The 25,832-nt window shown below is 42.7% G+C and carries 27 protein-coding genes and 3 pseudogenes; 20 read left to right on the top strand and 10 right to left on the bottom strand.

Annotated elements, in window-relative coordinates; genetic code table 11:
* Nucleotides 1-13: 13 nt before the first annotated feature.
* Both ACSLFW_RS01740 and ACSLFW_RS01735 read right to left on the bottom strand, forming a co-directional pair.
* Nucleotides 14-1,270, bottom strand: coding sequence for a putative DNA modification/repair radical SAM protein (locus tag ACSLFW_RS01740; RefSeq protein WP_436554380.1), 1,257 nt, complete (start codon nucleotides 1,268-1,270; stop codon nucleotides 14-16).
* Nucleotides 1,271-1,559: 289 nt separating this feature from the next.
* Complete coding sequence (locus ACSLFW_RS01735) at nucleotides 1,560-1,772, bottom strand: four-helix bundle copper-binding protein (RefSeq protein WP_436554379.1); 213 nt, start codon at nucleotides 1,770-1,772, stop codon at nucleotides 1,560-1,562.
* Between the two features lie 320 nt (nucleotides 1,773-2,092).
* Here ACSLFW_RS01735 and ACSLFW_RS01730 point away from each other — a divergent pair, with 320 nt between their 5' ends.
* From ACSLFW_RS01730 to ACSLFW_RS01720, 3 genes are all read left to right on the top strand, one after another.
* Nucleotides 2,093-3,046 (top strand): hypothetical protein, encoded by a 954-nt coding sequence (locus ACSLFW_RS01730; protein ID WP_436554378.1) that lies wholly within the window; start codon nucleotides 2,093-2,095, stop codon nucleotides 3,044-3,046.
* Nucleotides 2,928-4,127, top strand: coding sequence for a M13 family metallopeptidase (locus tag ACSLFW_RS01725; RefSeq protein WP_436554377.1), 1,200 nt, complete (start codon nucleotides 2,928-2,930; stop codon nucleotides 4,125-4,127). Before ACSLFW_RS01730 ends, ACSLFW_RS01725 begins: the two co-directional genes overlap by 119 nt.
* Nucleotides 4,128-4,285: 158 nt before the next feature.
* Nucleotides 4,286-4,609, top strand: a complete 324-nt coding sequence (locus tag ACSLFW_RS01720) for a hypothetical protein (protein WP_436554376.1) — start codon at nucleotides 4,286-4,288, stop codon at nucleotides 4,607-4,609.
* A gap of 268 nt (nucleotides 4,610-4,877) precedes the next feature.
* Here ACSLFW_RS01720 and ACSLFW_RS01715 read toward each other — a convergent pair whose 3' ends face one another.
* Nucleotides 4,878-5,915, bottom strand: a complete 1,038-nt coding sequence (locus ACSLFW_RS01715; protein ID WP_436554375.1) for a hypothetical protein — start codon at nucleotides 5,913-5,915, stop codon at nucleotides 4,878-4,880.
* A gap of 421 nt (nucleotides 5,916-6,336) precedes the next feature.
* Here ACSLFW_RS01715 and ACSLFW_RS01710 point away from each other — a divergent pair, with 421 nt between their 5' ends.
* The 9 genes from ACSLFW_RS01710 to ACSLFW_RS01670 are packed head-to-tail and all read left to right on the top strand — an operon-like array spanning nucleotide 6,337 to nucleotide 13,290.
* Entirely contained in the window at nucleotides 6,337-6,741 is a 405-nt protein-coding gene (locus tag ACSLFW_RS01710) for a response regulator (RefSeq protein WP_436554374.1), read from the top strand.
* A gap of 10 nt (nucleotides 6,742-6,751) precedes the next feature.
* Entirely contained in the window at nucleotides 6,752-7,045 is a 294-nt protein-coding gene (locus ACSLFW_RS01705) for a response regulator (protein ID WP_436554373.1), read from the top strand.
* Nucleotides 6,988-7,752 (top strand): histidine kinase dimerization/phospho-acceptor domain-containing protein, encoded by a 765-nt coding sequence (locus ACSLFW_RS01700; protein WP_436554372.1) that lies wholly within the window; start codon nucleotides 6,988-6,990, stop codon nucleotides 7,750-7,752. Before ACSLFW_RS01705 ends, ACSLFW_RS01700 begins: the two co-directional genes overlap by 58 nt.
* On the top strand, nucleotides 7,704-7,961 hold the full coding sequence (locus ACSLFW_RS01695) for a sensor histidine kinase (RefSeq protein ID WP_436557357.1): 258 nt from the start codon (nucleotides 7,704-7,706) through the stop codon (nucleotides 7,959-7,961). Before ACSLFW_RS01700 ends, ACSLFW_RS01695 begins: the two co-directional genes overlap by 49 nt.
* A gap of 11 nt (nucleotides 7,962-7,972) precedes the next feature.
* Complete coding sequence (locus tag ACSLFW_RS01690; RefSeq protein ID WP_436554371.1) at nucleotides 7,973-11,539, top strand: response regulator; 3,567 nt, start codon at nucleotides 7,973-7,975, stop codon at nucleotides 11,537-11,539.
* Nucleotides 11,518-11,910, top strand: a complete 393-nt coding sequence (locus ACSLFW_RS01685; RefSeq protein ID WP_436554370.1) for a response regulator — start codon at nucleotides 11,518-11,520, stop codon at nucleotides 11,908-11,910. The genes ACSLFW_RS01690 and ACSLFW_RS01685 overlap by 22 nt, the downstream gene beginning before the upstream one ends.
* Nucleotides 11,911-11,918: 8 nt before the next feature.
* A complete protein-coding gene (locus ACSLFW_RS01680) occupies nucleotides 11,919-12,473 on the top strand; it encodes a CheR family methyltransferase (RefSeq protein ID WP_436554369.1) in 555 nt (184 codons plus the stop codon).
* Between the two features lie 8 nt (nucleotides 12,474-12,481).
* A complete protein-coding gene (locus tag ACSLFW_RS01675) occupies nucleotides 12,482-12,727 on the top strand; it encodes a CheR family methyltransferase (protein ID WP_436554368.1) in 246 nt (81 codons plus the stop codon).
* Nucleotides 12,709-13,290: a chemotaxis protein CheB gene (locus ACSLFW_RS01670; protein WP_436554367.1), complete on the top strand. Its 582-nt coding sequence runs from the start codon at nucleotides 12,709-12,711 to the stop codon at nucleotides 13,288-13,290. The genes ACSLFW_RS01675 and ACSLFW_RS01670 overlap by 19 nt, the downstream gene beginning before the upstream one ends.
* A gap of 84 nt (nucleotides 13,291-13,374) precedes the next feature.
* On the opposite strand, the gene ACSLFW_RS01665 is transcribed toward ACSLFW_RS01670, so the two are convergent.
* The 7 genes from ACSLFW_RS01665 to ACSLFW_RS01635 form a co-directional block, all read right to left on the bottom strand.
* Complete coding sequence (locus ACSLFW_RS01665; protein WP_436554366.1) at nucleotides 13,375-13,944, bottom strand: hypothetical protein; 570 nt, start codon at nucleotides 13,942-13,944, stop codon at nucleotides 13,375-13,377.
* 5 nt (nucleotides 13,945-13,949) lie between these two features.
* A complete protein-coding gene (locus tag ACSLFW_RS01660; protein WP_436554365.1) occupies nucleotides 13,950-14,717 on the bottom strand; it encodes a hypothetical protein in 768 nt (255 codons plus the stop codon).
* Complete coding sequence (locus tag ACSLFW_RS01655; RefSeq protein ID WP_436554364.1) at nucleotides 14,627-15,346, bottom strand: hypothetical protein; 720 nt, start codon at nucleotides 15,344-15,346, stop codon at nucleotides 14,627-14,629. The genes ACSLFW_RS01660 and ACSLFW_RS01655 overlap by 91 nt, the downstream gene beginning before the upstream one ends.
* A 49-nt stretch (nucleotides 15,347-15,395) precedes the next feature.
* Nucleotides 15,396-17,132 carry an alpha-keto acid decarboxylase family protein gene (locus tag ACSLFW_RS01650; RefSeq protein WP_436554363.1) on the bottom strand — a complete coding sequence of 579 codons (1,737 nt, stop codon included), beginning with the start codon at nucleotides 17,130-17,132 and terminating at the stop codon, nucleotides 15,396-15,398.
* Nucleotides 17,133-17,245: 113 nt separating this feature from the next.
* Nucleotides 17,246-17,554 carry a hypothetical protein gene (locus ACSLFW_RS01645; RefSeq protein WP_436554362.1) on the bottom strand — a complete coding sequence of 103 codons (309 nt, stop codon included), beginning with the start codon at nucleotides 17,552-17,554 and terminating at the stop codon, nucleotides 17,246-17,248.
* A complete protein-coding gene (locus tag ACSLFW_RS01640; RefSeq protein WP_436554361.1) occupies nucleotides 17,493-17,618 on the bottom strand; it encodes a hypothetical protein in 126 nt (41 codons plus the stop codon). Before ACSLFW_RS01640 ends, ACSLFW_RS01645 begins: the two co-directional genes overlap by 62 nt.
* A gap of 65 nt (nucleotides 17,619-17,683) precedes the next feature.
* The gene (locus ACSLFW_RS01635) at nucleotides 17,684-18,010 is read right to left on the bottom strand and encodes a hypothetical protein (RefSeq protein WP_436554360.1); all 327 of its coding nucleotides are present in this window, start codon (nucleotides 18,008-18,010) and stop codon (nucleotides 17,684-17,686) included.
* A gap of 209 nt (nucleotides 18,011-18,219) precedes the next feature.
* Here ACSLFW_RS01635 and ACSLFW_RS01630 point away from each other — a divergent pair.
* The 8 genes and pseudogenes from ACSLFW_RS01630 (at nucleotide 18,220) to ACSLFW_RS01595 (ending at nucleotide 25,780) form a co-directional block, all read left to right on the top strand.
* A pseudogene (locus ACSLFW_RS01630) lies at nucleotides 18,220-18,785 on the top strand (DUF3109 family protein).
* Between the two features lie 276 nt (nucleotides 18,786-19,061).
* Nucleotides 19,062-20,050, top strand: a pseudogene (locus ACSLFW_RS01625) (ribonucleotide-diphosphate reductase subunit beta).
* 195 nt (nucleotides 20,051-20,245) lie between these two features.
* A pseudogene (locus tag ACSLFW_RS01620) lies at nucleotides 20,246-22,695 on the top strand (ribonucleoside-diphosphate reductase subunit alpha).
* A gap of 147 nt (nucleotides 22,696-22,842) precedes the next feature.
* Nucleotides 22,843-23,067: a hypothetical protein gene (locus tag ACSLFW_RS01615; RefSeq protein WP_436554359.1), complete on the top strand. Its 225-nt coding sequence runs from the start codon at nucleotides 22,843-22,845 to the stop codon at nucleotides 23,065-23,067.
* Between the two features lies 1 nt (nucleotide 23,068).
* On the top strand, nucleotides 23,069-23,587 hold the full coding sequence (locus ACSLFW_RS01610) for an RDD family protein (RefSeq protein ID WP_436554358.1): 519 nt from the start codon (nucleotides 23,069-23,071) through the stop codon (nucleotides 23,585-23,587).
* A 22-nt stretch (nucleotides 23,588-23,609) separates the two neighbouring features.
* Complete coding sequence (locus ACSLFW_RS01605) at nucleotides 23,610-24,956, top strand: deoxyguanosinetriphosphate triphosphohydrolase (protein ID WP_436557356.1); 1,347 nt, start codon at nucleotides 23,610-23,612, stop codon at nucleotides 24,954-24,956.
* A gap of 113 nt (nucleotides 24,957-25,069) precedes the next feature.
* Entirely contained in the window at nucleotides 25,070-25,549 is a 480-nt protein-coding gene (locus tag ACSLFW_RS01600; RefSeq protein WP_436554357.1) for a DUF2975 domain-containing protein, read from the top strand.
* A 3-nt stretch (nucleotides 25,550-25,552) separates the two neighbouring features.
* Nucleotides 25,553-25,780 carry a helix-turn-helix domain-containing protein gene (locus ACSLFW_RS01595; RefSeq protein ID WP_436554356.1) on the top strand — a complete coding sequence of 76 codons (228 nt, stop codon included), beginning with the start codon at nucleotides 25,553-25,555 and terminating at the stop codon, nucleotides 25,778-25,780.
* Nucleotides 25,781-25,832: the final 52 nt, after the last annotated feature.

Here is a 25,832-nt window from a genome sequence, read left to right as displayed (position 1 = left end):
AAAAGATAAATCGTCATAAGAAAAGCGTAAGCTGGTTTTGCGGAATTTTTAAATATTTGCTGTTAGATTCGGATAAAATCAGGCCCTTGATGCGCAATCCGTCAGGATCATTTAGCTGAAAGGTACTGTCGGCGCAACGGATAAAATGGCGAGCGCGGTTGTAAGCAATTCCGATTTTTTTGAGTTGATCGGAACGCAATTTTCCGAATTTACGTGCCTGGATTATTTTTTTCGCAGAGCCGACCCCGATTCCGGGAACGCGCAGAATCATTTTGTAATCGGCGGTGTTGATGTCGATTGGGAAATTTTCCATATTGCGCAACGCCCAGCTTAATTTGGGATCAATATCGACATCGAGATGCGGATTTCTTTCATCGAGAATTTCATGCACATCGAAGCCATAAAAGCGCATGAGCCAATCGGTCTGGTACAAACGGTTTTCACGCAAAAGTGGCGGCTGGCTTCCGATGATCGGCATTCGCTCGTCATAACTTATTGGGATATAACCCGAATAATAAACGCGTTTCAGGTCATAATTTTTGTAGTATTCATTAGCGCTGTACATAATCTGCATGTCGGTTTCAGGCGTGGCGCCGATGACCATTTGCGTGCTTTGCCCGGCCGGAACGAATTTTGGCGTGTGCTTGATGATTTTCTTTTCGTCCTTTAAAGCGATAATGGAATCTTTTATAAATCCGAGTGGTTTTTTGACATCGTCGTGGGATTTATCGGGAGCAAGTAACTTTAGTCCGGATTCTGTAGGCATTTCGAGATTGATGCTCATGCGGTCGGCATACAATCCGGCTTCTGTGAGCAATTCTTCACTGGCGCCGGGAATTGTTTTCAGGTGAATATAGCCGTTGAAATTATTTTCGAGGCGTAATTTTTTGGCGATGCGCACGAGCCTTTCCATCGTATAATCGGCATTTTTGAAAATTCCCGAACTCAGGAACAGGCCTTCGATGTAATTGCGGCGGTAAAAACTCATCGTCAGTTCAACGACTTCTTCCACGGTAAAAGCGGCCCGTTTGACATCATTGCTTTTTCTGGAAACGCAAAAAGCACAATCGAAAATACAGTGGTTGGTCAGCAGGATTTTGAGCAGCGAAACGCATCGTCCGTCTTCAGTGTAAGTATGACAAATTCCGGCACCGGTATCGCCGAGGCCTTTATTTTTATTTTTGCGGTCACTTCCGCTTGACGAACAGGAAACATCGTATTTAGCTGCATCAGCAAGGATATTGAGCTTTTCCCGGATTCTTTCAGACATGGATTTTTCGTTTTTTCACAGCTTTTAAAAGTAAGCAAAAACGCGTCCAAAGTGGTGTGAACAAAAGTTAAAAATGAAGTTTTGTTGTGTAGGAAAGTATGATCAATTTACTTTTGCGCGTGTGCAATTTTGAAATTCCACTCCTTTGGAGGGGCGGCAGAAGGTCGAGTGGTTACTGGGAACACAGATGTAACAGATTTCGCAGACTTCTCAGTTTACAAATATGAAAATCAAACCGGAAATGAAATTTTGACGAACCCTGAACTTAAACCCAAGACCCTGAACCCATTTACGCTTCCGCCATTTCCTCGCAGGCTGCAGCACATTCACGGCAGGCATTCGCACAAATCCTGCAATGTTCCATTCCCATCGCGGCGTGTTTTTCGCATTCATCGGCGCAGGCACGGCAGATATCAGCACAGATTTCTAAAATTTCTGAGCTGTAAGTGCTTCCGAGGCTCATCAGAACAGCGGCCGAACGGCATATCGCAGCACATTCCATGTCGAGTTGAATGCAGCGTTTGAGTCCTTCAATCTGGACTTCGCCCAGGGCACGAAGTTACACAATTGTCACAGGCCACTGCGCAGGCAGCACAGGCTTCTATAGCATCTTTGTATTGTTGATAAGGCATGATTTCAGTTTTTATCCGTCTCCGGGATTACTTACCTTAAATTTAAAAAATTGATGCTTTTCAAGCTCTTAAAGCTTTATTAAATCTGCATTGAAAGAGCGTTAAAAAACATGTAGTAATAATTCTACCGCAAATTGTAACATTTTACAATAAACTTGTCTAATATTGACACATCTTTTTACCAATGAAAATGAAACTTACAAAAAGAATAGCGGTATTGCTTAGCGGTGCTGCTATATTACTGCAATTGTCCTGTGCTAAAGAGAAAAATGGTTCTCAAATTTCAGGGCTCCTATTAAAAAATATGGATACGCTCGTGAAGCCCGGCGACAATTTCGACGCTTATGTCAACGGCAATTGGGTAAAAAACAATCAGATCCCTGCCGATAAATCTTCTTACGGCGTAAGTGAGATCATCGACGATGAAGCCATAAAAAACGTACAAACGATTATTACCGATGCTGCGAAAGGACATTTTCCCGAAGGCAGCAAAGAACAAAAAATGGGCGATTTCTACGAATCGTATCTCGACTTTAAAACACGCGACGCGAAAGGAATTACGCCTTTAGCCGAGGAAATGAAAGCAATCGATGCCATTAAAAACGATGATGATCTTGCCGTTTATTTCGGAAAAAGCATGCAGAAAGTTCAGACGCCAGTTGTCTTGTTTGTAGAACCGGATTATAAAAACCCGTCGAAATATGCACTTTTTGCCTGGCAAAGCGGTCTTGGATTGCCTGAAAGGGAATATTACCTCCATTCAGACGCGACTTCTGCATCCATCAGGAAGCAATACCAAATTCATATCTCCAATATGCTGAAACTTGGTGGTGTAGAAAATCCGGAAGCCGGCGCGCAAAAAATCATGGGGCTCGAAACGCTTCTTGCGTCTAAACAAATGAAAAAAGAAGATGCGCGCGACAATCAACTGACTTACAACAAATATAAAATTGCAGATGCCGCGAAGCTGCTGCCTTCTTTCAACCTGAATAAGATGCTCGAAAATTCAGGTGTGAAAAATACCGATGAAATCATCATCGCTCAGGTCGATTACCTTAAAGCGCTCGACAACATCATCAAAACTACTTCCATCGATACCCTGGAAATTGTACTGCAAATGGGGATTGCTGCACTCAAAATCTGATGTGCTTACGAAGGCAATAGACGATGAGAACTTTTCATTCTATGAAAAAACACTTTATGGTATCACTGAACAGGAACCGGAATGGCGCCGCGCTGTTGGCATGGTCAATAGTAATTTAGGTGAATTGGTTGGCGAAGTGTATGTGAAAAAACATTTTTCTCCCGAAGCAAAAGAGAAAATTTCCGAAATGGTCAAAAATGTCCTGAAAGCCTACGAGGAAAGCATCAAAAAACTTGACTGGATGTCGCCTGAAACCAAAAAACAGGCATTGGAAAAATTGTCAAAATTCAATCCGAAAGTTGGATATCCTAACACATGGCGCGATTATTCAACGTTGAAAATCACTAAGAATGATTTGTATGGAAATGTCAAAAGAGCAGATGATTTTGAATACAACCGCCAAATCACTAAGCTTGGCAAACCTGTTGACCGCGCAGAATGGTCGATGACGCCGCAAACGGTAAATGCTTATTACAATCCGTCGCTTAACGAAATTGTTTTTCCGGCTGCGATTCTGCAACCTCCGTTTTTCGACCCTAATGTTGATGATGCCATCAATTATGGTAGTATTGGCGCAGTAATCGGGCATGAAATCGGACACGGCTTTGACGATCAGGGCGCAGGTTTTGATGGCGAGGGCGTAATGCGCAACTGGTGGACTAAAAATGATTTGGATGCTTTCAAAAAAAGGACTTCAGCATTGGCCGGTCAATTCAGCCAATACAATGTTTTTCCGGATTTAAAAATCAACGGCAGTTATACATTGGGAGAAAATATTGGTGATTTGGGTGGACTCGCGATTGCCCTAAGCGCTTACAAAATGAGCCTTAACGGAAAACCGTCCCCGAAAATTGATGGTTTTACAGGCGAACAGCGCTTCTTTATCGGATATGGAATGTCGTGGCTTTCGAAACAGCGCGAAGCATCGTTAAGAGCACAAATTGCTGGCGATCCGCATGCTCCGGCGAAATTCCGCGTGAATGGAATTGTGCGCAACATTCCCGAATTTTATCAGGCTTTTAATGTAAAACCCGGCGATTCGCTTTACCTGGCTTCGAAAAACAGGGTAAAAATCTGGTAGCCTTTTTCATTTGAGATTTTAGACTTTTTTTATATTTAAGGGAGAACCTGTTGCGAATGTAGCAGGTTTTTTTATGGGAATATTTTAAGAGTATTTGAATTAGAAATTTCGTAAATTTAGGTTTAAGTCGAAACTCTGAATCTGAAACCTGAAATCCAATGAACTCCAATTTCAAACCCATACTAGAAGCATTAATCAAGGAAGGTTTTTACCAGTTGCCGGAGCAGCATCCGAAGACCGGAAAGGCCTTCGATTTCAAGATTACGCCTTATTCCCTCAATACAAAACTCAGTTTCAAGTTTGAAAGTATGAATCATTTCCTGGAATTCCTGAAGCTTTCAGAGCCGGAATTAAGCACTGAAAAGCAGGAAATATTACAAACCACTTTTATCGAACTCGGATTGAGTTCGGAGGATTTCTTCTACGTGAATTTTTATGAAAAGGAAAAGACCTGGAAATGTGATTACTGTATAAATATGTAAACCACATAAGCGGCAATAAAAAAACCACACGCCACAAAGCCCAAAAACAACTCTTTGTCCCTGATAATCTTTTTGTTAAGCAGCATTAGTTTTTTCATGACTTGTTTTAATAAGGACAGCTAAAATACGATTTTTGCGAATTTTTCAGGTTACATAATTTTCTTCAGATGTTACACAATTATAATGTTATCCTTTTTTTGAAAAATTGTATTAAACAAAAAATGCTCCGGTTAAGGAGCATTTTTTCTATGGAATCGAGGTGTGTTTCTTAATTCGAGCTTCCTGATTTAGTAAAAGTGTAGCTCAAACTTCCGGTAGTCATTGCAAAAAGATTTGTAACGCTGTTGAAAGTTGGATAAGAGCCGCTTGAATCAGATCTCGAAATCGTATTGTTTTCTGTATTCAGTGTGTAATTGGTTGTAACCGTTCCGCTTCCTGAAGTCATTCTCGTTACGATGTTGTTTCCGTTGCGAATGAAAGTTCCGGTATGTGTCGAAGAATTACAAGTCAAAGCCAATCCCAATGAACTCAACAGGCTGCTGCTTGAAGATTCTTCAGTATAAGTCCCGTCATTGTTAAAAGTAATGTGCGAAGAAGCATAACAGTTGGTTTCAGTCAGCAAATTGGTAGAACTGTTGCCATCATTATTTAAATCCTGTGCAGAACCTGTCAATAAAGCTGTTAGTCCGAAGTTACCGATGATTTCGGCTCTTCCGTCAGTACTTACGTTGTCATCGTCGTCATCAGAATTACCGTTATCGTTGTCATTGTTGGTATATTTTGTGAAAGTCAGATTAAGGTTTCCTGTTAAGTTTGCCCATAATGAAGAAGCTGCATTCCAACCTGAATAAGAACTGTTGCTGTCTGTTCTGGTCAACGTGTGTGCAGCCGCATTAAATGTAAATGTTGCAGTCGCGCTTCCTGAACCAGTACCAGAAGTTCGGTTTGTAGTAATGGTGTCACCATTTTGGGTGTAGGTTCCTGAAGAAACTTTTGTCTGGCAATCAAGGCTTAATCCGCCTTCGCTGGTAGTCGAGCTGGTGTAACTTTCGTCATAAGTCCCGTCATTGTGGAAGCTGATCCAAGATTCATTGTAGCAAGAACCTTCTAGTGAAAGGTTGGTGTTGCTGTCTCCGTCTCCGTCATAATCCTGTGCACTTGCAGCAGTTGCGGCAGTAAGGTCGTATGTTCCAACAAGGTCTGCAGTTACGTTTCCGTTGTTGTTGCTTCCGCTGTCATCATCTGATGAACACGATGTGATTGCAAGGCATCCTGCTGCAAACATCAATAATGGTAATTTTTTCATGGCAATTTTAGTTTTTAAAAATTTATACTTCAAAATTACATTGGGAGTGCGCAGCGTGTCTTACAGGATTTGCTGGAAATTTTACACGATTTTTAATCGATTATGTTAAAATAATTACAAAAAATGCAATAAAAATGACCTAATCGGGTGGTTTTTAGAGAATTGATGAATTTAACGAATCGATGTGCTAAAATCGAAATTCAGGTACAAATACCTAATCAGGAACTACAGCGTCAGCGATATCAGCATTTCAAAAACCGATTACCGCCTGCGGGAAGATATGTTATATTGAAGGCAGAAATCAGGTTTTAAACCTATTCTTTAAATTTATTCCTTCAAATTCACAAAACTTACAGATGTTAATAAAAACCCAAAATTCCTACGGGCTTTTATTTTCCTTTAGTTATTCGTATTTTTGAGGGTGAGCCAAAAAATACATACCATACTATTAGTTGACGACGACCCCGATGATCAGATGCTTTTCAGTGAAGCGCTTTCAGAAGCCAACGCCGCTGTAATTTACACCAGTGCCAACGATGGCGTCGAAGCACTCGAGCAACTCAACCCCGGAGGGAAGCCCTTGCCCGACCTCATTTTCATGGATGTCAACATGCCCCGGATGGACGGTATCAGTTGCCTCAAAGAAATTCGAAAAATCGAGCAATTACGTGGTATTCCGGTGGTAATGTATTCTACATCTTCCTATTATCAGAAAGAGTGTTATGAATATGGCGCACTCGATTATATCGAAAAGCCTACCGATTACTCAAAATTGTGCAATACCCTTAAAAACATACTGAGCAGCCATCTTCCTGCGTCAATGTAATCCCGAAATTATGATACTTATAGTAGATGATAAAAGGGAGAACATTGTCCCACTACAAAAAATCCTGGCACTGCACAACCTCGAATCAGATGCTGCTGAATCGGGAGAAGATGCGTTAAAGAAAATCCTTAAGAAAAATTACTCCCTCATTATCCTCGATGTTCAGATGCCCGGCATGGACGGCTTTGAAGTGGCCGAAACACTCGCCGGAAGCAACCGCACCAAAGATATTCCCGTGATTTTCCTTTGGCCCTTAATAAGGAGAAAAAATACATCTCGAAAGGTTATGAAGCCGGCGCCGTAGATTACATCACAAAACCCGTCGATCCGGATTTGCTGATTCTGAAAGTAAAAGCATTCCTGAAACTGCACCAACAGCAAAACGAACTCAAAGATATTAGGGATTTGCTGTCAAAGGAAATCGAAATCCGCAAAGAAGCACAGGAAAACCTTGAATTGAAAGTCCGTGAACGCACGCGTGAACTTTCTTCCAAAAACGAAGAACTCGAATTGCGCAACCACGAACTCCAGCAATTTTCGTGGGTCGTGTCGCATGATTTGAAGGAGCCCGTGCGCAAAATCGAGATTTTCACGAAAATCATAAAAGAGAAATTCCTCGTGGCAGACGAAAAGGCCGACGATTACATCAATCGTACCATCAGTTCTGCCGGAAGGATGTCGAAATTGATTACCGATTTGCTCGAATATTCGCGTCTGTCAGCCAAAGTGAAGCCTGAAAAAACCGATCTCAATAATGTTGTATTTGAAGTACTTTCAGATCTTGATTATTTAATTGAAGAGAAGAAAGCCACTGTAAAAGCACAACATTTACCTGTAATTCCAGGTGTTCCGAGCCAATTGCGTCAGGTTTTCCAAAACCTTATCGGCAATGCCCTTAAATTTTCAAAAGATGATGTCGCGCCAGTTATTGAAATCGGCTGTGAAATTATTACAGAAAGAAAATTCGACGGTGCCACTTCGCCGAAGGCAAATTCTGCCGCATCACCGTAAAAGACAACGGCATCGGTTTTGACGAAAATTACCTCGACAAAATTTTCGTGATTTTCCAAAGCCTCAACGAACGCGGCACTTATGAAGGCACCGGAATCGGCCTTGCCATCGCCAAAAAAATCGTAGAAAAGCACAACGGCATCATCACTGCCAAAAGCCGCGTCGATGAAGGCGCGACGTTTATAATCGTCTTGCCGCTTGAACAATAATTCCCACTGATATGAACGGAAACTTTAAAAGAAATCTCGTAGTAAGCTCTGTAATCTCAATGCTGATTTTACTGGTAAGTTCTACTGCATCTTATGTAGCCATCGCCAACCTGCTGCAAAGCTATAGAATGGTCAACCACACGCAGGAAGTGATTTATAATCTGAATGAAGCGAAATTTATCGCGCTTGATGCACAAAACAGCGTTCGCGGTTATTTGATTACAGGAAAAAGTAATTTATTGACGCCTTATTTTAACGCAGAAGTAAAATCCAAAACCTATTTTGATAATTTGCTGGAATTGACTGTTGACAATCCGAGACAGCAAAAGAACATTGCAGAATTAGCGCCGAAACGTGATGCCTTCTACGCTTATCTGAAAGAACGCGTCGACTATAAATCGGCTGGAAATACAGCAACTGAAGCCCATTTATCACACGGAAAAGAATTACTCGACGATCTTCGCGAATCCTACAAAAAAATAGGCGACGAAGAACAAAGGCTGCTTGCCATCAGGACCGGAGATACAGATAAGTATGGTGGTTACAGCCTTATCCTGATTGTTGTTGCGGCACTTCTGGCATTGGCCATCAGCATTATTTTCTTTTCGAGGATGCTTAAAGATTTCACGCAAAGACAACGACTGCAGGCCGAATTACAGAAAAATGAAATCGAAACTGCCGAAAGAATCCGCGTCATCAGTGGCATAGCCGGACAAATTTCACAAGGCAATTACGAAATCCGCGTCAACGATACCGAAAGTGATGCATTGGGAAGTGTCGGCGATTCGCTCAACAATATGGCACAGTCGCTCGACCATTCGTTCACTCTATTGGCCGAGAAAGAATGGCTGCAGGCCGGAATTGCGCAAATCAATGATGTGATGTTGGGCGAAAAAACCCTTGAGCAGCTTGCTAAAGATGTTGTCGCTTCGTTGTCTGCTTATACCGGAAGCAGCGCAGGGGTTTTATATGCAAAAGAAGCCGATTATGTTTATGCCGTTTCGGGTTATAGCTATATTCCGTCAAAAGACCGCGAGAATTTCAAAGTCGGTGAAGGCTTAATCGGAGAAGTTGCCGCTACCGGAAAAATAATGGAATTGCGCGACCTGACACCGGAAAGTATCAGGATTTCTTATGCTTTAGGCGAAGTCAAACCGGCACACGTTATCGCCATTCCGCTCACAGACAATAACGCCGTCGAAGGTGTCGTCGAATTGGCCAACATAAAAGAATACACGCAATTGCAGATTGATTTCCTTCGAACGATATCCGGCAATATCGGCATTGCCATGACCGCCGCACAAAATCGCAAACGCCTGCAGGAATTGCTCGAAGAAACCCAATCGCAATCCGAAGAACTCAGGCTGCAGCACACCGAACTCGAAAGCATGAACGCCGAGCTCGAAACACAGACCGAAAAATTGCAGGCTTCCGAAGAAGAGCTCAAAGTACAGCAGGAAGAATTGCAGCAGACCAACGAAGAATTGGCCGAGCGCAGTGTTTTACTCGAAGAACAGAATACCGAAATCCAGAAAAAATCAGAAGCACTTGAATTATCGACGCGTTACAAATCGGAGTTTTTAGCGAATATGTCGCACGAATTGCGCACGCCGCTGAACTCGATTTTATTGCTGAGCCGCTTGCTTTCTGAAAACAACGACAAGAATATGAATGACGAGCAGATAGAATTCGCGCGCGTCATTCAAAGCTCCGGGAATGGTTTGTTGGGATTGATTGATGAAATCCTCGACCTTTCAAAAATTGAAGCCGGAAAGATGGAACTTGAATTCCTTGATACGCCGCTCAAAGAAATAACAGATAGTCTTAAATCGCTTTTCACGGAGGTCGCAAAAGCAAAAAACATCGAATTCAAGATTGAAGATACCGATGCGCCGCTCGTCCTTAAAACAGATAAAATGCGCCTCGAGCAAATTTTAAAAAACCTGATTTCGAACGCATTAAAATTCACCTCGAAAGGCGGTGTCACTTTAGCAATCTACAAAGACCCGAAAAACGAAAGGACGATTTGTTTCAGCGTGAAAGATACCGGAATCGGAATCCCAACCGAAAAACAGCCGCTTATTTTCGAAGCGTTCCAGCAGGCAGACGGCTCTACAAAGCGCAAATATGGCGGCACCGGCCTCGGGTTGTCGATCAGCCGTGAACTTGCAAAATTGCTCAAAGGCGAAATTTCACTGAAAAGTAAAATCGACGAGGGCAGTGAATTTACGCTTTGTCTCCCGGTTTCCGGTTCGGCTGCGATGCAGACAACTAACAATAAAACCGTTTTAGATGTTTCGGAAGAAGAACCAGCTTCTGTTCCGGAAATCAATACGCAATATATAAGTGCAGTAATTCCGGAAGATGTGCCCGATGACCGCAACCAAATTGCAGAAGCCGACAAAGTCATTCTCATTGTTGAAGATGACGTTAATTTCGCTAAATCCTTATTAGAATTTACACGCCAACGCGGTTATAAAGGCGTGGTTTCAGTTCGTGGCGATTTCGCAATCAATTTCGCACTGACTTACAAACCGGTCGGGATTCTGCTCGATATCCAGCTTCCGATAAAAAGTGGCTGGGAAGTCATGGAGGAACTCAAAAACAACGCATTGACGAAACATATTCCGGTGCATATCATGTCGTCGCACCAACTGAAACAGGAAAGCCTGCTTAAAGGTGCGGTGAATTTCCTTGATAAACCGGTCGCTTACGAACAAATGCCTGAAATCTTCAAGAAAATCGAACGCATCGTCAACCGTGAATCACAAAAAGTCTTGATCATTGAGGACAATCCGAAACATGCAAAAGCACTCGCTTATTTCCTCGAAGGCTACAACATCAATTCTGAAATCAAGAGCGAAGTCACTGAAGGCGTTGATGCTTTGCAGAATTCAGCCGTCGATTGCGTAATCCTTGATATGGGAATTCCCGATAAACAGGCCTACGAAATCCTCGAAAATGTCAAGAAAAATGCCGGCATGGAAAACCTTCCGGTGATTGTATTCACTGGAAAAAGCCTTTCGATGCAGGAAGAACTCCGCATTAAAAAATATGCAGATTCCATCGTCGTTAAAACCGCACATTCTTACCAAAGAATGCTTGATGAGGTTTCACTGTTCTTACATTTAGTAGAAGAAACCAAAAATGGCAATGGTAAAACCGAAAGCCGCAAAAATCATTATCTGAATAACGTCCTGAAACACAAAACCGTTTTGATTGTCGATGACGACGTGCGCAATATTTATTCGCTTACGAAAGCACTCGAGGTTTTAAAAATGAATGTGATAACGGCAATAGACGGCAAGGAAGCACTAAACGCACTCGAACAGCATCCGAAAACCGACGTCGTTTTGCTCGACATGATGATGCCGAATATGGATGGTTATGAAACGGCGACGCGCATCCGCCAGAAAAAAGAGTTCAAAACACTTCCGGTGATTGCCGTGACGGCGAAAGCGATGACAGGAGACCGCGAGAAATGTATCAACGCCGGCGCGTCAGATTATATCACAAAACCGGTAGACGTCGACCAATTATTGTCATTATTAAGGGTTTGGCTTTACGACAGAAAATAGATTTATGGACAGGCAAGAAAGTTTTAATTATAGATGATGATACGCGCAATATTTTTGCGTTGTCGGCTGTTTTACGCGCCCGTTCTTACGAGATCTTGTCGTGTACGAGTGCGAAGGAAGCACTTGAAATCCTTAAAGGCGATACCATTATTGATGCCGTTTTAATCGATATGATGATGCCTGATATTGACGGATACGAAGCCATTCCGCTCATCAAAAAAATGCCAGAGAGAAAGGATGTGCCTGTCATTTCGGTTACAGCTCAGGCGATGGTCGGTGACCGTGAAAAGTGCCTCGCTGCAGGCGCCGATGGTTACATCTCCAAACCCGTCGACGTCGACAAATTGCTCCATTTACTGACTACTTTATAAGCACTTTTATGGTAGATGACCGCGAAATAGAAGTGCTGATCAATGACGTTTACGAATACTACGGTTTCGATTTCGGGGGCTATTCGCGCGCGTCATTCAAGCGGCGTGTCGACCGGCTTTTCCATCTTGACGGCTTCACGAATTTTTCGCAGTTTTTGATGAAAGTCCGCTCAGACGGCGATTATTTCGAACGCATGCTCGAAGAAATCACCGTCAATGTTACAGAAATGTTCCGCGACCCGCATTTTTATAATGTATTGCGTACGGAAATACTGCCAGTGCTTGCCACAAAACCTTTTCTTCGCATCTGGCATGCCGGATGTTCGAGTGGAGAAGAAGTTTTTTCGATGGCGATCATGCTCAAGGAAGCCAATCTTTTGCACAAATCACTTTTGTATGCAACAGACATTAATACGGTTGTGCTGAACGTCGCAAAAAAAGGCGTTTTTCCGCTTAGAATGATGCAGCAATATTCAGAAAATTATATGGCATCTGGCGGCAAAAAGACTTCTCGCATTATTATACTGCCAATTACGGACTCGCGAAATTTGGCGAAGATTTGATTCAGCGAATGGTCTTTTCTCCGCATAATCTGGTTTCTGACCGTTCGTTCAATGAATTCGATCTGATCCTTTGCCGCAATGTACTGATTTATTTTGATAAGGATTTGCAGGAACGCGCACTTGTGCTTTTTGACGACAGTCTCTCGAAACTCGGTTATCTCGCATTGGGAACGAAAGAATCGATAAAATATACTTCCATACAAGGCAAATACCAACAATTGCAGAAAGAGAAAATATGGAAAAAAGTCAGATAACCACCGCAACCAGAGTAGTCATCATTGGCGGTTCTGCAGGCAGCCTTGATGTCTTGATGAAAATCCTGCCGCGGCTGCAAGCTATTGCGTCTTATGCACTTGTGATTGTTTTACACAGAAAAAGCGCAGAAGATTCTACGCTCGAAGAACTTTTCGCCCTAAAAACCAGTGTCCCTGTGAGGGAAGTCGAAGACAAGACGCCGTTGCGCCACGGATTCATTTACGTAGCGCCTTCTGATTACCATCTTTTATTCGAAAAAAATAACCTGCTTTCGCTTGACACTTCCGAAAAAGTCAACCACAGCAGGCCAAGCATAGATGTTTCTTTTGAATCTGCTGCTGATGTCTATGGTGAAAACCTTACGGGAATTTTATTGTCCGGCGCAAATTCCGACGGCACAAACGGGCTTATCACGCTGAAAGAATCCGGCGGAATTACAATCGTACAAAATCCGGATACAGCAGAAATAGATTTCATGCCGCGTCATGCCATTGACAACGCCGTGATTGATTATGTTTTAGATGTCGAAGGAATTCTAAGTTTCCTGAATTCAGAACAATAAAAAAATCCCTGCAAAATTATAGCAGGGATTTCTATGTATCGAATTCTCGCAAACCAAGTATTCTCTAATTGCCTCATTGACTAATTAATCAACTGGCGGCGCGATGAACGGATAATCTTTATTGTCAATAATCGGTCCGATTCCGAAGAAATCATTCAATACCGATTCGGCAGTGCAATAAGCGCCTTCAACCCAAGCCTGATCGTTAGAATAGGCTTCACCCACAATAAAGATATTGGCATCAGCACCGGGAATAAGCTGCGATGGCTTGCGGATTTTGCGCTGTACATCACAAACGTCATAATGGGCTGCAAATGCGTGATATCCCGCGTTGAAAGGCGGCAGCGACCAATCCATATATTTGGTTTCGAGCGGTTCCGGAATTACATTATAGTCAGTTCCGGCACCGTAATGCAAGGTGGCAAGTTGCTGACGCAGCATATTTACCATGGCTGGTTTTGCGTTTTCAGGTCGGCGCAAGGTTTGATAATTCGAAGCAAATGGCACTTTTTCTACCGAATCTGTTCCATACTCAAGCTCTTCCCAAAAGCTGGTATACTGCTCGTCGTCATAACTGGCAAGGATGCCGTAAACCGGCTCATTGGTTTGGTCGAGCGCGTTATTTCCGAAGTAAACCACCTGTCTGATCGGCATGTCGGTTACACTTCGTGTCCAATCGTATTGCGCTGGCTGTATTGTAACAATTCTTCTTGTTGTGTTGAAGTCAGCGACGTACCGATTGCTTTCTCAACGGCGGCGAATAGTGATGGTGCGTCTGCAAAAGATACATTCATCACATCGGAACTTTCAGCTATCTTGATTAAATAATCGGCAGGAAATCCTTTTGATGCCAGTGTTTTTAATACGTCAGGCGTAATTTCATAAGCGATGATTGCCGCAGGATATTTCGCTTGATCCAGCCACCAGGCTTCCTTAAAGAACATGCCGACTTTATAAGAAGGCTGCATGACAGCAGATTCAAGATACAACTGCACGGCTTCATGGTTGAGCACGTCTGTGGCGTCGTGTTCCTGGTAACGCGTGGCTTCGGCAACCAAATCTATAGAACCGCGCGGCATCGCCATCCAGGCGGCATCGGCGGTTTTTGAAGCTGATTTTTTGTTTGGATGCTCTCTTGTTGCGAGTGTAAAATGCACCGTATTATCTTTGCTCAAAATTGAATGCAGGCGCGTATTGGCGTGGTATTGAAAGTCGATGCCTATGTCTTTTGCCAATGAGACAATCGCATCAAACAACGCGTTGAACATACTCGAATAACCAAGCGTTAACGTTTTGTAGGAATTCCCGGGCGTGAATTCGTTGTTGGCATTAAAAGCTACGGCCGAGTTCCAATTGATGACGTTGGAAGTGTAACCGTTTCCGTCGGCAGAATAATTGAAGCCTTCAGAACCCAATTGGTCGTACATAAGGTTCCAGTAGCCGATGTTTTTGACCTTGTCTCCTTTTGGAAAACTGACGATGCAGGCATGTCTTCCTTGATTTCGCCATTGCGATAAAAATCGTACCAATCGTTGCGTGTCACCGGATAATTGGCGGTCACGGCGAGATTGCCTACGATTGAAAAGCCGTCGTCGGGTTTGATTTCCTGCGGATTGGAAAGGTTGTAAGGCGGAAGGTTGGTCGCCGTAATGTCATTGTAATAAATGTTCTTATTCCGCAAACAATACAACGGATTTGAAGATTCATCGAAAGGAACGGAGAAAGCTTTTAGCCCAAGATTGTCAATGACTGTGGTCACCAAACGATGGCCTTGTCCTTCCGGAGTGCCATCCCATTCTGAATAGCGCATGCCGCCGACTTCAAGATAAGAATTCGATTTGTCATTTTTATAATGCCAGGTGCAAACGCGCGCGCCGGCAGGACGTGTTCCTTTACCGTCGTTCAGGAAATCGTAGTTGCCCCAATCGTACAATTCGAGGATATCGCCTTTTCCGAGCGCTTTTTCCTGATTTTCCTTGTTGGTTGTACCGCTGAGCAATCGCCAGGCAGTATAAAGTCCGGCACCGCCGGCTCCAAATATGGAATATGTTTTCATGATATTTTTAAAATTGAAATTGATTTTTGAAATTGATTTTTGGCATTTTTTAAGGCATCGTACCAAGTCGATACATCTGGTTGGGTAAATCTTTCTGTGGGATGACGACTTCAACAAGCGTTGGCTTGTCTTTCGTACCGGCAACAATTTTCAGTACATTGTTAAGTTCGCTAATGGTCGTTACCCTGTGTCCGTCGGCGTTGAAAGCTTTCGCGAGCGCCATATAATCCCATTTCGGAAGAATGTCAAATGCATCAAATTTATGTTCAGGACCAGGCTGGAACGAAGTAATATCTACATAAACCTGCTCAATCGCATACACCTGATTGCTCATCACAAAAATCACCGCATTGAGGTTGTTGCGTGCCAAAGTTGATAACGACTGGCAGATCATCATAAAGCCACCATCACCTGCGATTGCCCATGCACGTTTGCCGCTGCCGAGTTGTGCGCCCATTGCTGCGCCGGTTTCAAAGCCGATGCACTGCCATGCCGTTGAGGAAATAAAGCTGTTCTGGTACAATCCATATAAATTCGTGGCAACATATAAGGAACAACTTACGCCATAAGTCATTATGGTTTCGGATAAAAGATTGTTGTTTTCAAGGAATTTGGACGCGTTTTCGAAAAAACGATTGTACGTAATCACTTCAGGCTGGTCGTCCCATTGCTTGTCTGAATTTGATTTCCATGGTTCCGGAAATTTTGGCTGCGGCGGAGCGACCATCGGAAGCGGGTAAGCCGGAACGCCATTGCCCGGGACAGAAGTTTTAAAAAGATTCAGCAACCCTTCCATAAAATCACGCATCGTAACGCCTTCGTAAATGAAGAAACCTGCACGCACCTGTTCTGTATTCGCCAACACGCATTTGGCATATTGGTTTTCGATGAAATACAGATAATCATCCGTCATAATTGTACCTAAAGTCAGGTAACAATCGGAAGCCGCGACTGTTTTTACAACACTGTCAAGCGAAGCTGCGTCTGCATAAGTGCCGATGAATTTGTCGCCTTTTTCATCGAGAACAGTTTTGCCAAGTGAAGTCGTGGTATAAAGAAATCCGCTCGCATCGATGATTTCCTGAAGCAATGGTGCCAATCCGTGGCGAAGGATTTCAACGCCGGCAAAAATCAAAGGCTGTTTGGCTGCCGTGATTTGCGACCAGGCCTGCGTTAGTGCATTTTGCAACGCCAGCGGCTCGCTTTTCGGAATGATGGCAGACAACGGTGTGCCATCCGGTTCCGGGCACGGTTCTCCCCACACTTCCTTATAGCAGGCAATATAAACCGGTCGCTGGTGTGTAAGCGCAGCAATAATCAGGTTGTCGATTTTTTCAGGTGCGCCCTGAGAAGTGCTCAAAGTAATCGCACCTACTGTCACATGACGATAAATATCTTCATCGGCTTGTAGGTTGCCAGTCGAATGGTGGTACAATACGCCATACATATCGGTAATGTTGCGCGCATCGGCACCTGGTGTTGCGCTGATGACGACAATCGGGCTGCGTTCTACATAAGCACCGGCAACAGCATTGAGCGCGCTGTAAGTACTTACGCCGTATTGAAGCGAAATAGCTGCCAGTCCACGGGTGCGGGCATAAGCATCGGCGGCATAACCGGCATCTAGTTCGTTGGCGCAACCGATGGTTTCAATACCCGGAAAATACTCGAGTGCTTGCGTAAAATGCTTGACATAATCGCCGGGAATCTGGAATACTTCGGTGACGTCGAGTTGCTTCAACCGCGTAAGCAGGTAATCGGCAACGGTAAAATTTGGGTTTGTCATAATGGTTAGATTTTAATGGAACTTATTGGTATCCACAAATCTATGGGATTGCTTTCGCGTGGCTATGCGTAGAAATACCTGATTTTCAATCACATTTCTTAATAACCGATCAATCAGGTCATGACCACATCCAGCGCCATCACTTGCTTTTTATATTGTTCAGGGATAAGCATTTCTTTAATAAGCAAATCGCCATTTATCTTTCGACTTAATTTATAGAGTTTAATCAGCGGAAAAAGCAGTGAAAATTTCCTCAATCCCAGTAACTTCCTGGCTTCAGCAGGAACGACAAGCGCCTGCGATTCTAATAAAATCCGATAACGAAAAGCCCCTAAATGCTTGCGGTATTGTAAAAATAAATCATCCGTATAAATGCTGTGCTGCAGGTTTTCCTGTAAATGTTGGTGCCGCATCTTTCCCAATCCCGAAAAGTTTCGGGCAAGCCGGTAATTCCCATCCGGCTTCCGAAACGATAAAAGACATCAAAAACTTCCTGTTTTTCTTTTTCAGAAAGCTTTTCTTCGAGCAATTCAAATGAACGAATCGAATAATCAATCAGCATAAAAAGCACATCGCGGTATGCCCAATTCGGAATTTTTCGCACCGCGGTTTTCTTCAACACCGGCATGAATCGCTGCAATCGAATCAATTGTACGAAAAGCAACTTCCTTTTCTGAAAAAATAATGACGCGTGCATAAGCTACAGTTGAAAAAAGCCGTCCAAGTGGATCTTTCGGCAATTTTCCGGTAAAATACAGCCAGTCAACGGCTTTGTTGAGTGCGAATTCTGCGGCAGCGCCGGCAAATATGAACAGTACAGTGTCGCTCTTTCCCCAGATTTTCCGCACGACTGAATCCTTTTTTACAAAATATTCCATATTGAATTATTATTTTACAAAATTAATTAAAAGAACTTTGAAATTCAAAGTAAAATTAGAAATTAATATTTATAAATGCTGAAAACCGACATGTATTTTTTAAACTTCGGCGTATAATCTTTCGAAATTAAAAGCACGTTTGTAGTTTTCCGCACTAATAATCTAAAATCTGAAATCCAAAATCTAAAATTGCGCCGTATCTTTGCGGAATGTTTCAACTCGGAAAAACCATAGTCTCCGAAGACATTCTTGAAAAAGATTTCGTCTGCAATCTTTCTGCCTGCCACGGCGCCTGCTGTGTAGATGGCGATGCGGGCGCACCTTTAAGCGAAGCCGAAACGAAAATCCTCGAAGAGATTTACCCGAAAGTAAAGCCGTTCCTGAGAAAAGAAGGCATTGCCGCGATTGAAGCGCAACATCCTTGGGTAACCGGAACTGACGGCGATTTAGAGACCCCGTTAATCGACAACAAAGACTGTGCCTACGTCATTTTCGACGGAAAAACTGCACTTTGCGGCATCGAACAAGCTTATAATCAGGGAATAATCGACTGGAAAAAACCGGTTTCGTGTCATTTGTATCCGGTTCGCGTGAAAGATTATACGGAATTCGCCGCTGTGAATTATGACCGTTGGGACATCTGCGATCCGGCCTGTGCTTTGGTGCCGAACTCGAAGTACCGATTTATAAATTTGTAAAGGAAGCGCTTATCAGAAGGTTTGGTGAAAATTGGTATGCTGAGCTTGAAAAAGTGGCTGCCGATTTGAAGAAATAATCTTTTTAGTGAAGTGTTAATTTTCTTCTTCACACTTTTTAAAAACCCTATATTTTATGCGACTTTACAAAAAATTAATGTTTTTAAAACATTGAAAATCAGAATATTGTAATTTACCACAAATAATTATTCAAAACTTCACTTTGTTAAAAACTCTGCCCGATTGTGGATAAGTTGGCTGTTTTTTGGCTTTATAAACCGTCAAAAAATACAATATTTGTATCAGTCAGAATTCAGGAACCGAATGCCTGAAAATACGATAAAAGTCACCAAATTATGTCAGCGATAGAACCGATACTGCAGGAAAACAAAAACCGATTCGTAATTTTCCCAATAAAACACCACGATATCTGGGAATGGTACAAAAAAATGGAGGCCAGTTTCTGGACTGCCGAAGAAATCGATTTGTCGCAGGATTTGACCGACTGGAATAATAAACTGAATGCAGACGAAAAATATTTCATCAAGCACATTCTTGCGTTTTTTGCCGCTTCTGACGGTATCGTAAATGAGAATTTAGCCGAAAATTTCGTCAACGAAGTGCAATACGCCGAAGCGAAATTCTTCTACGGTTTTCAAATCATGATGGAAAATATCCACAGCGAGACCTATTCGCTTTTGATTGATACTTACGTAAAAGACGAAGCCGAAAAAGACCAGCTTTTCAATGCCTTGGAAGTTTTTCCGGCAATCAAAAGAAAGCCGAATGGGCCTTGAAATGGATTGAGTCTGATTCGTTTGCCGAAAGATTGATCGCTTTTGCTGCCGTTGAGGGCATTTTCTTTTCAGGCGCATTTTGCTCGATTTACTGGTTGAAGAAACGCGGTTTGATGCCGGGATTGACCTTTTCGAACGAATTGATTTCGCGCGACGAAGGCGTTCACTGCGATTTTGCCGTGCATTTGCACAACCACCATTTGGTCAATAAAGTCCCAAAAGCAAGAATCCGCGAGATTATCGTCGATGCGCTGAATATCGAAAGGGAATTCATCACCGAATCGCTTCCGGTAAGTTTGATTGGAATGAATGCCAATTTAATGACACAATATTTAGAATTCGTAACCGACCGTTTACTCGTAGAATTGGGTTGCAATAGAGAATACAACACATCGAATCCGTTTGATTTCATGGACATGATTTCGCTTCAGGGAAAAACCAATTTCTTCGAAAAGAAAGTGTCCGAATACCAGAAAGCCGGCGTTTTAAACAACACGCAATCCGGCGACAGCGACGCACAAAAAATTAGTTTCGACGCCGATTTTTAGATTTTACGCCACATTTCACTGTTAAGATTTTAAACCATTAAGGCATTAAGTTTCATTAAGCCTTAATTTTCTTAATGCCTTAATGGTTCAAAAAGCACAATCTGATTTTTCAGAATTGTAGTAATTCAAAACAAATTAAATCACAAATAACCAGGAACCGGTGAAGGGATTTGCCGCTCCACAAAATTTCAGCTTATGTATGTAGTTAAAAGAGACGGCAAGAAAGAGCCGGTAATGTTCGACAAGATCACCGAAAGGATTAAAAAATTATGCTACGGCCTGAACCACCTGGTCGACCCGGTTAAAGTAGCCATGCGCGTTATTGAAGGCTTGTATGACGGCGTAACGACTTCCGAACTTGATAATTTAGCTGCAGAAACAGCTGCATCCATGACGATTGCACATCCGGATTATGCCCAGTTGGCGGCGCGTATTGCAATCTCCAACTTACACTCGAATACCAAAAAATCGTTTTCGGAAACGATGAACGAGATGTTCCATTATGTGAACCCGAGAACCGGAAAGGAATCGCCGCTTTTGTCTGAAGAAGTACACGAAGTGATTCAGAAAAACGCGGAATTCCTTGATTCTCACGTGATTTATAACCGCGATTTTAATTACGATTATTTTGGTTTTAAAACTTTAGAAAGATCTTATCTTTTAAAAATAAACGGCAAAATCGTTGAGCGTCCGCAGCACATGCTGATGCGTGTTTCTGTCGGAATCCACTTAGACGATTTGGCGGCGGTGATTGAAACTTACGACTTGATGTCGAAGAAATTCTTTACACACGCGACCCCGACGTTGTTCAATTCAGGAACGCCAAAAGCGCAAATGTCATCCTGTTTCCTTTTGGCCATGCAGGACGACAGTATCGACGGGATTTATGACACTTTGAAACAAACCGCGAAAATCTCGCAATCTGCTGGTGGAATTGGACTGTCAATCCACAACGTTCGTGCAACTGGTTCTTACATCCGCGGCACCAACGGAACTTCTAACGGTATCGTTCCGATGTTGCGCGTTTTCAACGACACGGCAAGATATGTTGACCAAGGGGGCGGAAAAAGAAAAGGAAGTTTCGCCATTTATATCGAAACCTGGCATGCCGATATCTTCGAATTTCTTGATTTGAAGAAGAATACCGGAAAAGAAGAAATGCGCGCGCGTGACTTATTTTTCGCAATGTGGACATCCGATTTATTCATGAAACGCGTGCAGGAAGATGGCATCTGGACGTTGATGTGCCCGAACGAATGCCCTGGACTGTACGATGTTTACGGCGAAGAATTCGAAGCGCTTTACACTTCTTACGAAGCCGCAGGAAAAGGAAGAAAAACCATCCGCGCCCACGAATTATGGGAAAAAATCCTAGAATCTCAAATAGAAACCGGAACGCCGTATATGTTGTACAAAGATGCGGCGAACCGTAAATCGAACCAGAAAAACCTGGCACAATTCGTTCTTCGAATTTGTGTACAGAAATCATGGAATACACCTCGAAAGATGAAATTGCCGTGTGTAACCTCGCATCGCTTTCACTACCGATGTTCGTTGAAAACGGAACATTCAACCACGATTTATTATATACCGTAACCAAACGCGTGACGAAAAACTTAAACAAAGTCATCGACCGCAACTATTATCCGGTTCCGGAAGCCGAAAATTCCAATATGCGCCACCGTCCGGTTGGATTGGGCGTGCAAGGTTTGGCCGACGCTTTCATCATGTTAAGAATGCCATTTACTTCTGACGAAGCCAAAAAACTCAATCAGGAAATCTTCGAAACTTTATATTTCGCAGCCGTAACCGCATCGATGGAAGCCGCGATTGAAGAAGTGCCGTACTCGACTTTTGAAGGCTCGCCGATTTCACAGGGAGAATTCCAGTACAACCTTTGGGGATTGAAAGACGAAGATCTTTCAGGCCGCTGGGATTGGGCTTCTTTGCGTAAGGAAGTGATGAAAAACGGCGTGAGGAACTCACTTTTGGTGGCGCCTATGCCGACCGCTTCAACTTCCCAGATTTTAGGAAACAACGAAGCTTTCGAACCATACACTTCAAATATTTACACAAGACGCGTTTTGTCTGGCGAATTCATCGTCGTGAACAAACACCTTTTGGAAGATTTAGTAAGCCGAGGCCTTTGGAACGAAGATCTGAAACAGGAAATTATGCGTCACAACGGATCGGTTCAACATATCGAAAGAATCCCGCAGGATTTGAAAGATCTGTACAAAACCGTTTGGGAAATGTCTATGAAAGACATCATCGATATGTCGCGACAAAGAGGTTATTTTATCGACCAGTCGCAATCGCTGAACCTGTTCATGCAGGATGCGAATTATGCAAAACTGACTTCGATGCACTTCTACGCATGGCAATCAGGATTAAAAACCGGAATGTATTACCTGAGAACGAAATCTGCGGTCGACGCGATAAAGTTCACTTTAAATAACGATAAAAAAGCCGAGCCAATCGCAGTTGAAGTCGCAACCGTCGCTGAACCTGCGCCGGCAATGGCAGTTCACGCTCCGCAGCCGGTCGCCGTAGAAGTTGAGGCGATCAATGCAGACGAATTCCGCGCGATGATTGAACGCTCCAAAAGCGCTGAGCCAGACGATTGCGAAATGTGCGGCTCTTAGAATAAAACAACCACAACAATCAGGAACTTAACAGCTGTCATCGCGATGGCTGTTTTGTTTTTTTTTAAAAATTTAATAATGACCATATTAACGATAGGCGACGGACATTCGCTAATTCGCTAATCTTCCAATTCGCTAATTAAAACCATGGCTAAACAAAAAGGTGTCTACACCGGAATCATAGAAAAAGACGAATACGGCAATTATTTCTGCGGCGAGTACTTACTCGATTTCAAATACACCGAGGCGGGCGGATTCAAAGTCGGCGATGAAATCAATATCAAATCGGTCATCGCCAATCCAAGCGACGCAAGTGCCGGTTGGTATCCGAAGAAATCAAAGCACTTTTTCCTTTCGAATTTAAAAGAATAACATGCAGCATTCATCGAAATTTACTGTCGATGATGATATTCTGGCTACGCACGGCCAACGCATTGCCAATTATTTATTGGATTACCTCATGCAGATTATCCTGATGTTTGGTGTCTTCATCGTGTATGTTTTCATCGCAGCTTTCAACGGACAAACAGAGAATGACATTGTCGAGACGACCGAACATATGAGCAAAATTGGGCAATACACTATCGGACTTGTAGTAGTATTGGTGTATTATAATTTTTTCGAAATTCTGTTCTCAAGGACAATCGGCAAGTTCATCACAAAAACAGTTGTGGTCGACGAATTTGGCGAAAAACCTACAGCCAATGCGATATTGCTGCGTTCAATTTGCCGCGTCATTCCACTTGAGTTCGTGACATTTTTAGGAACACCGCCACGCGGCTGGCACGACAGGCTTTCCAATACCTATGTTGTGCAAACAGAGCTGCTCGAGAACAAAAGGAAATCGTTTCATTCATTTAATGAAATCGGCAACCAACAATCAGAAATCTAAAATCTGCAATCTAAAATCTATGATGCACTGGGAACAACTTTTATCACTAAAACGCCAAGGCGACAAAGGCAAAAGGCTGCGCAAAGAACAAGACGACACGCGCCTCGGATTTGAAGTCGATTATGACCGAATCATCTTTTCATCGGCATTTCGCAGTTTGCAGGACAAGACACAGGTAATTCCGTTGTCGAAAACTGATTTCGTGCACACCAGATTGACACACAGCCTTGAAGTTTCGGTTGTTGGCCGTTCTTTAGGAAGATTAGTCGGAAAGAAAATCATAGAAAAATACCCGCATTTACAGGAAATCCATGGTTATCAGGCGAATGATTTTGGAGCGATTGTTGCCGCGGCTTCATTGGCGCACGATATCGGGAATCCGCCATTCGGACATTCGGGTGAAAAAGCGATTGGCGAATATTTTTCCATCGGAAATGGGCAAAAATACCAATCTGAACTATCGCCAAAACAATGGCAGGATTTAATCGATTTTGAAGGCAACGCCAACGGTTTTTCATTACTTACGGCAAGCCGTCCGGGCATTGAAGGCGGTTTGCGGATTTCGTATGCGACGTTGGGTGCGTTCATGAAATATCCGAAAGAAAGCCTTCCGAAGAAACCAACTCCAAATATTTCAGACAAAAAATACGGATTTTTCCAGACTGATGCCGCTTTCTTTAAAAATGTTGCTGAAGATTTGGGCATGATTCCGAATAAATCAGGCGGCGATATTGGTTATCAACGCCATCCGCTTGCGTTTTTGGTTGAAGCCGCAGATGATATTTGCTACACGATTATCGATTTCGAAGATGGTATTAACCTCGGATTGGTTTCTGAAGATTTTGCCTTGGAATACCTGATAAAACTTGTCAAGGACAGTATCAACACATCGAAATATAAGACTTTAGTCACGAAAGAAGACCGTATTAGCTACCTTCGCGCGCTTGCCATCGGAAGCCTGATCAACGACGCAGTCGAAGTATTTATGGAAAATGAAGAAGCGATTCTTGCCGGAAACTTCCATTTCGCCTTAACCGACAAAAGCAAATACAAGGCGCAGATGAATGATATCATCAAAATCAGCGTTAAAAATATTTATCAAAGCAGGGAAGTTGTTGAAAAAGAATTGGTTGGCTATCAAATCATCCAAACATTGCTGGATAAATTCATCACGGCTTTCAACAACAATTTTGATGGAAAAACTTCAAATTACGACAAATTAATCCTGAAATTATTACCCGAAAAATTCCTTGAGGAAAAAGATGATTTGTACAAAAGATTGCTGCACATCTGTCATTTCATATCACTTTTGACCGATGGAAATGCGCTCGAATTATACGAAACCATCAACGGAACCAAAAAGACTTAAATCTTAGCGGACTGCTTTTAATCTTATATTCATTTTTTCTTTTAAAAATAAATATTTATTGTTTATCAATATATTTTTATATATTTGCTGTGTAATTTAAAAATACATAAGCAATGAAAAGAATTTCAATAAAATTTCTGCAGTCAGTCATCGTACTTATCGGCATTATCGCAATTTTCATTATGATTCGTGTGCCAATGACCGAAGGAAGGGCCGAAAACCTGGACTTATTCAGTATTTACGCCGATCCACTCATCTTATATGGATACGCATCATCAATCGCTTTTTTTGTGGCTTTATATAAAGCTTTCAGGTTGCTCGGATATATTGGGCAAAACAAATTATTTACGCCAAACGCGATAGGAAATTTAAGAAGCATAAAATATTGCGCAATCCTATTGGGCGCTTTAATTGTGGCGGCAGCGGTATACATCAGGATTTTTCATGATAAAGATGACGACCCGGCCGGTTTTATCGCCATGTGTATCATAACCACTTTCATAGCCATTGTAGTGGCGACCGCTATGGCAGTGCTTGAAAAAATCCTCCAGAATGCCGTAGATATGAAATCAGAAAACGACTTAACAATTTAAGCTATGCCAATAATCGTAAACCTAGACGTCATGATGGCAAAGCGAAAAATTTCTCTGAACGTGCTTTCTGAAAGAGTCGATCTGACATTATCAAATCTTTCAATCTTAAAGACAGGAAAAGCCAAAGCAATTCGCTTTAGCACCTTAGATGCTATTTGTAAAGTACTGGAATGCCAGCCTGGAGACCTATTGGAATATGTTAGTGACGAGGCACAGAAAAGTGACCGTTGATATCGTTTTGCGTTAGCGGACAAAGCCTAAAAATATTCTCAGAAATTATACA

Origin of the sequence: Flavobacterium sp. 3HN19-14, assembly GCF_051373205.1 — a bacterium.
In the GTDB taxonomy this organism is placed as follows: domain Bacteria; phylum Bacteroidota; class Bacteroidia; order Flavobacteriales; family Flavobacteriaceae; genus Flavobacterium.
Note: the sequence above shows the minus strand (reverse complement) of the source record. Positions and strands in the feature narration are given on the sequence as shown.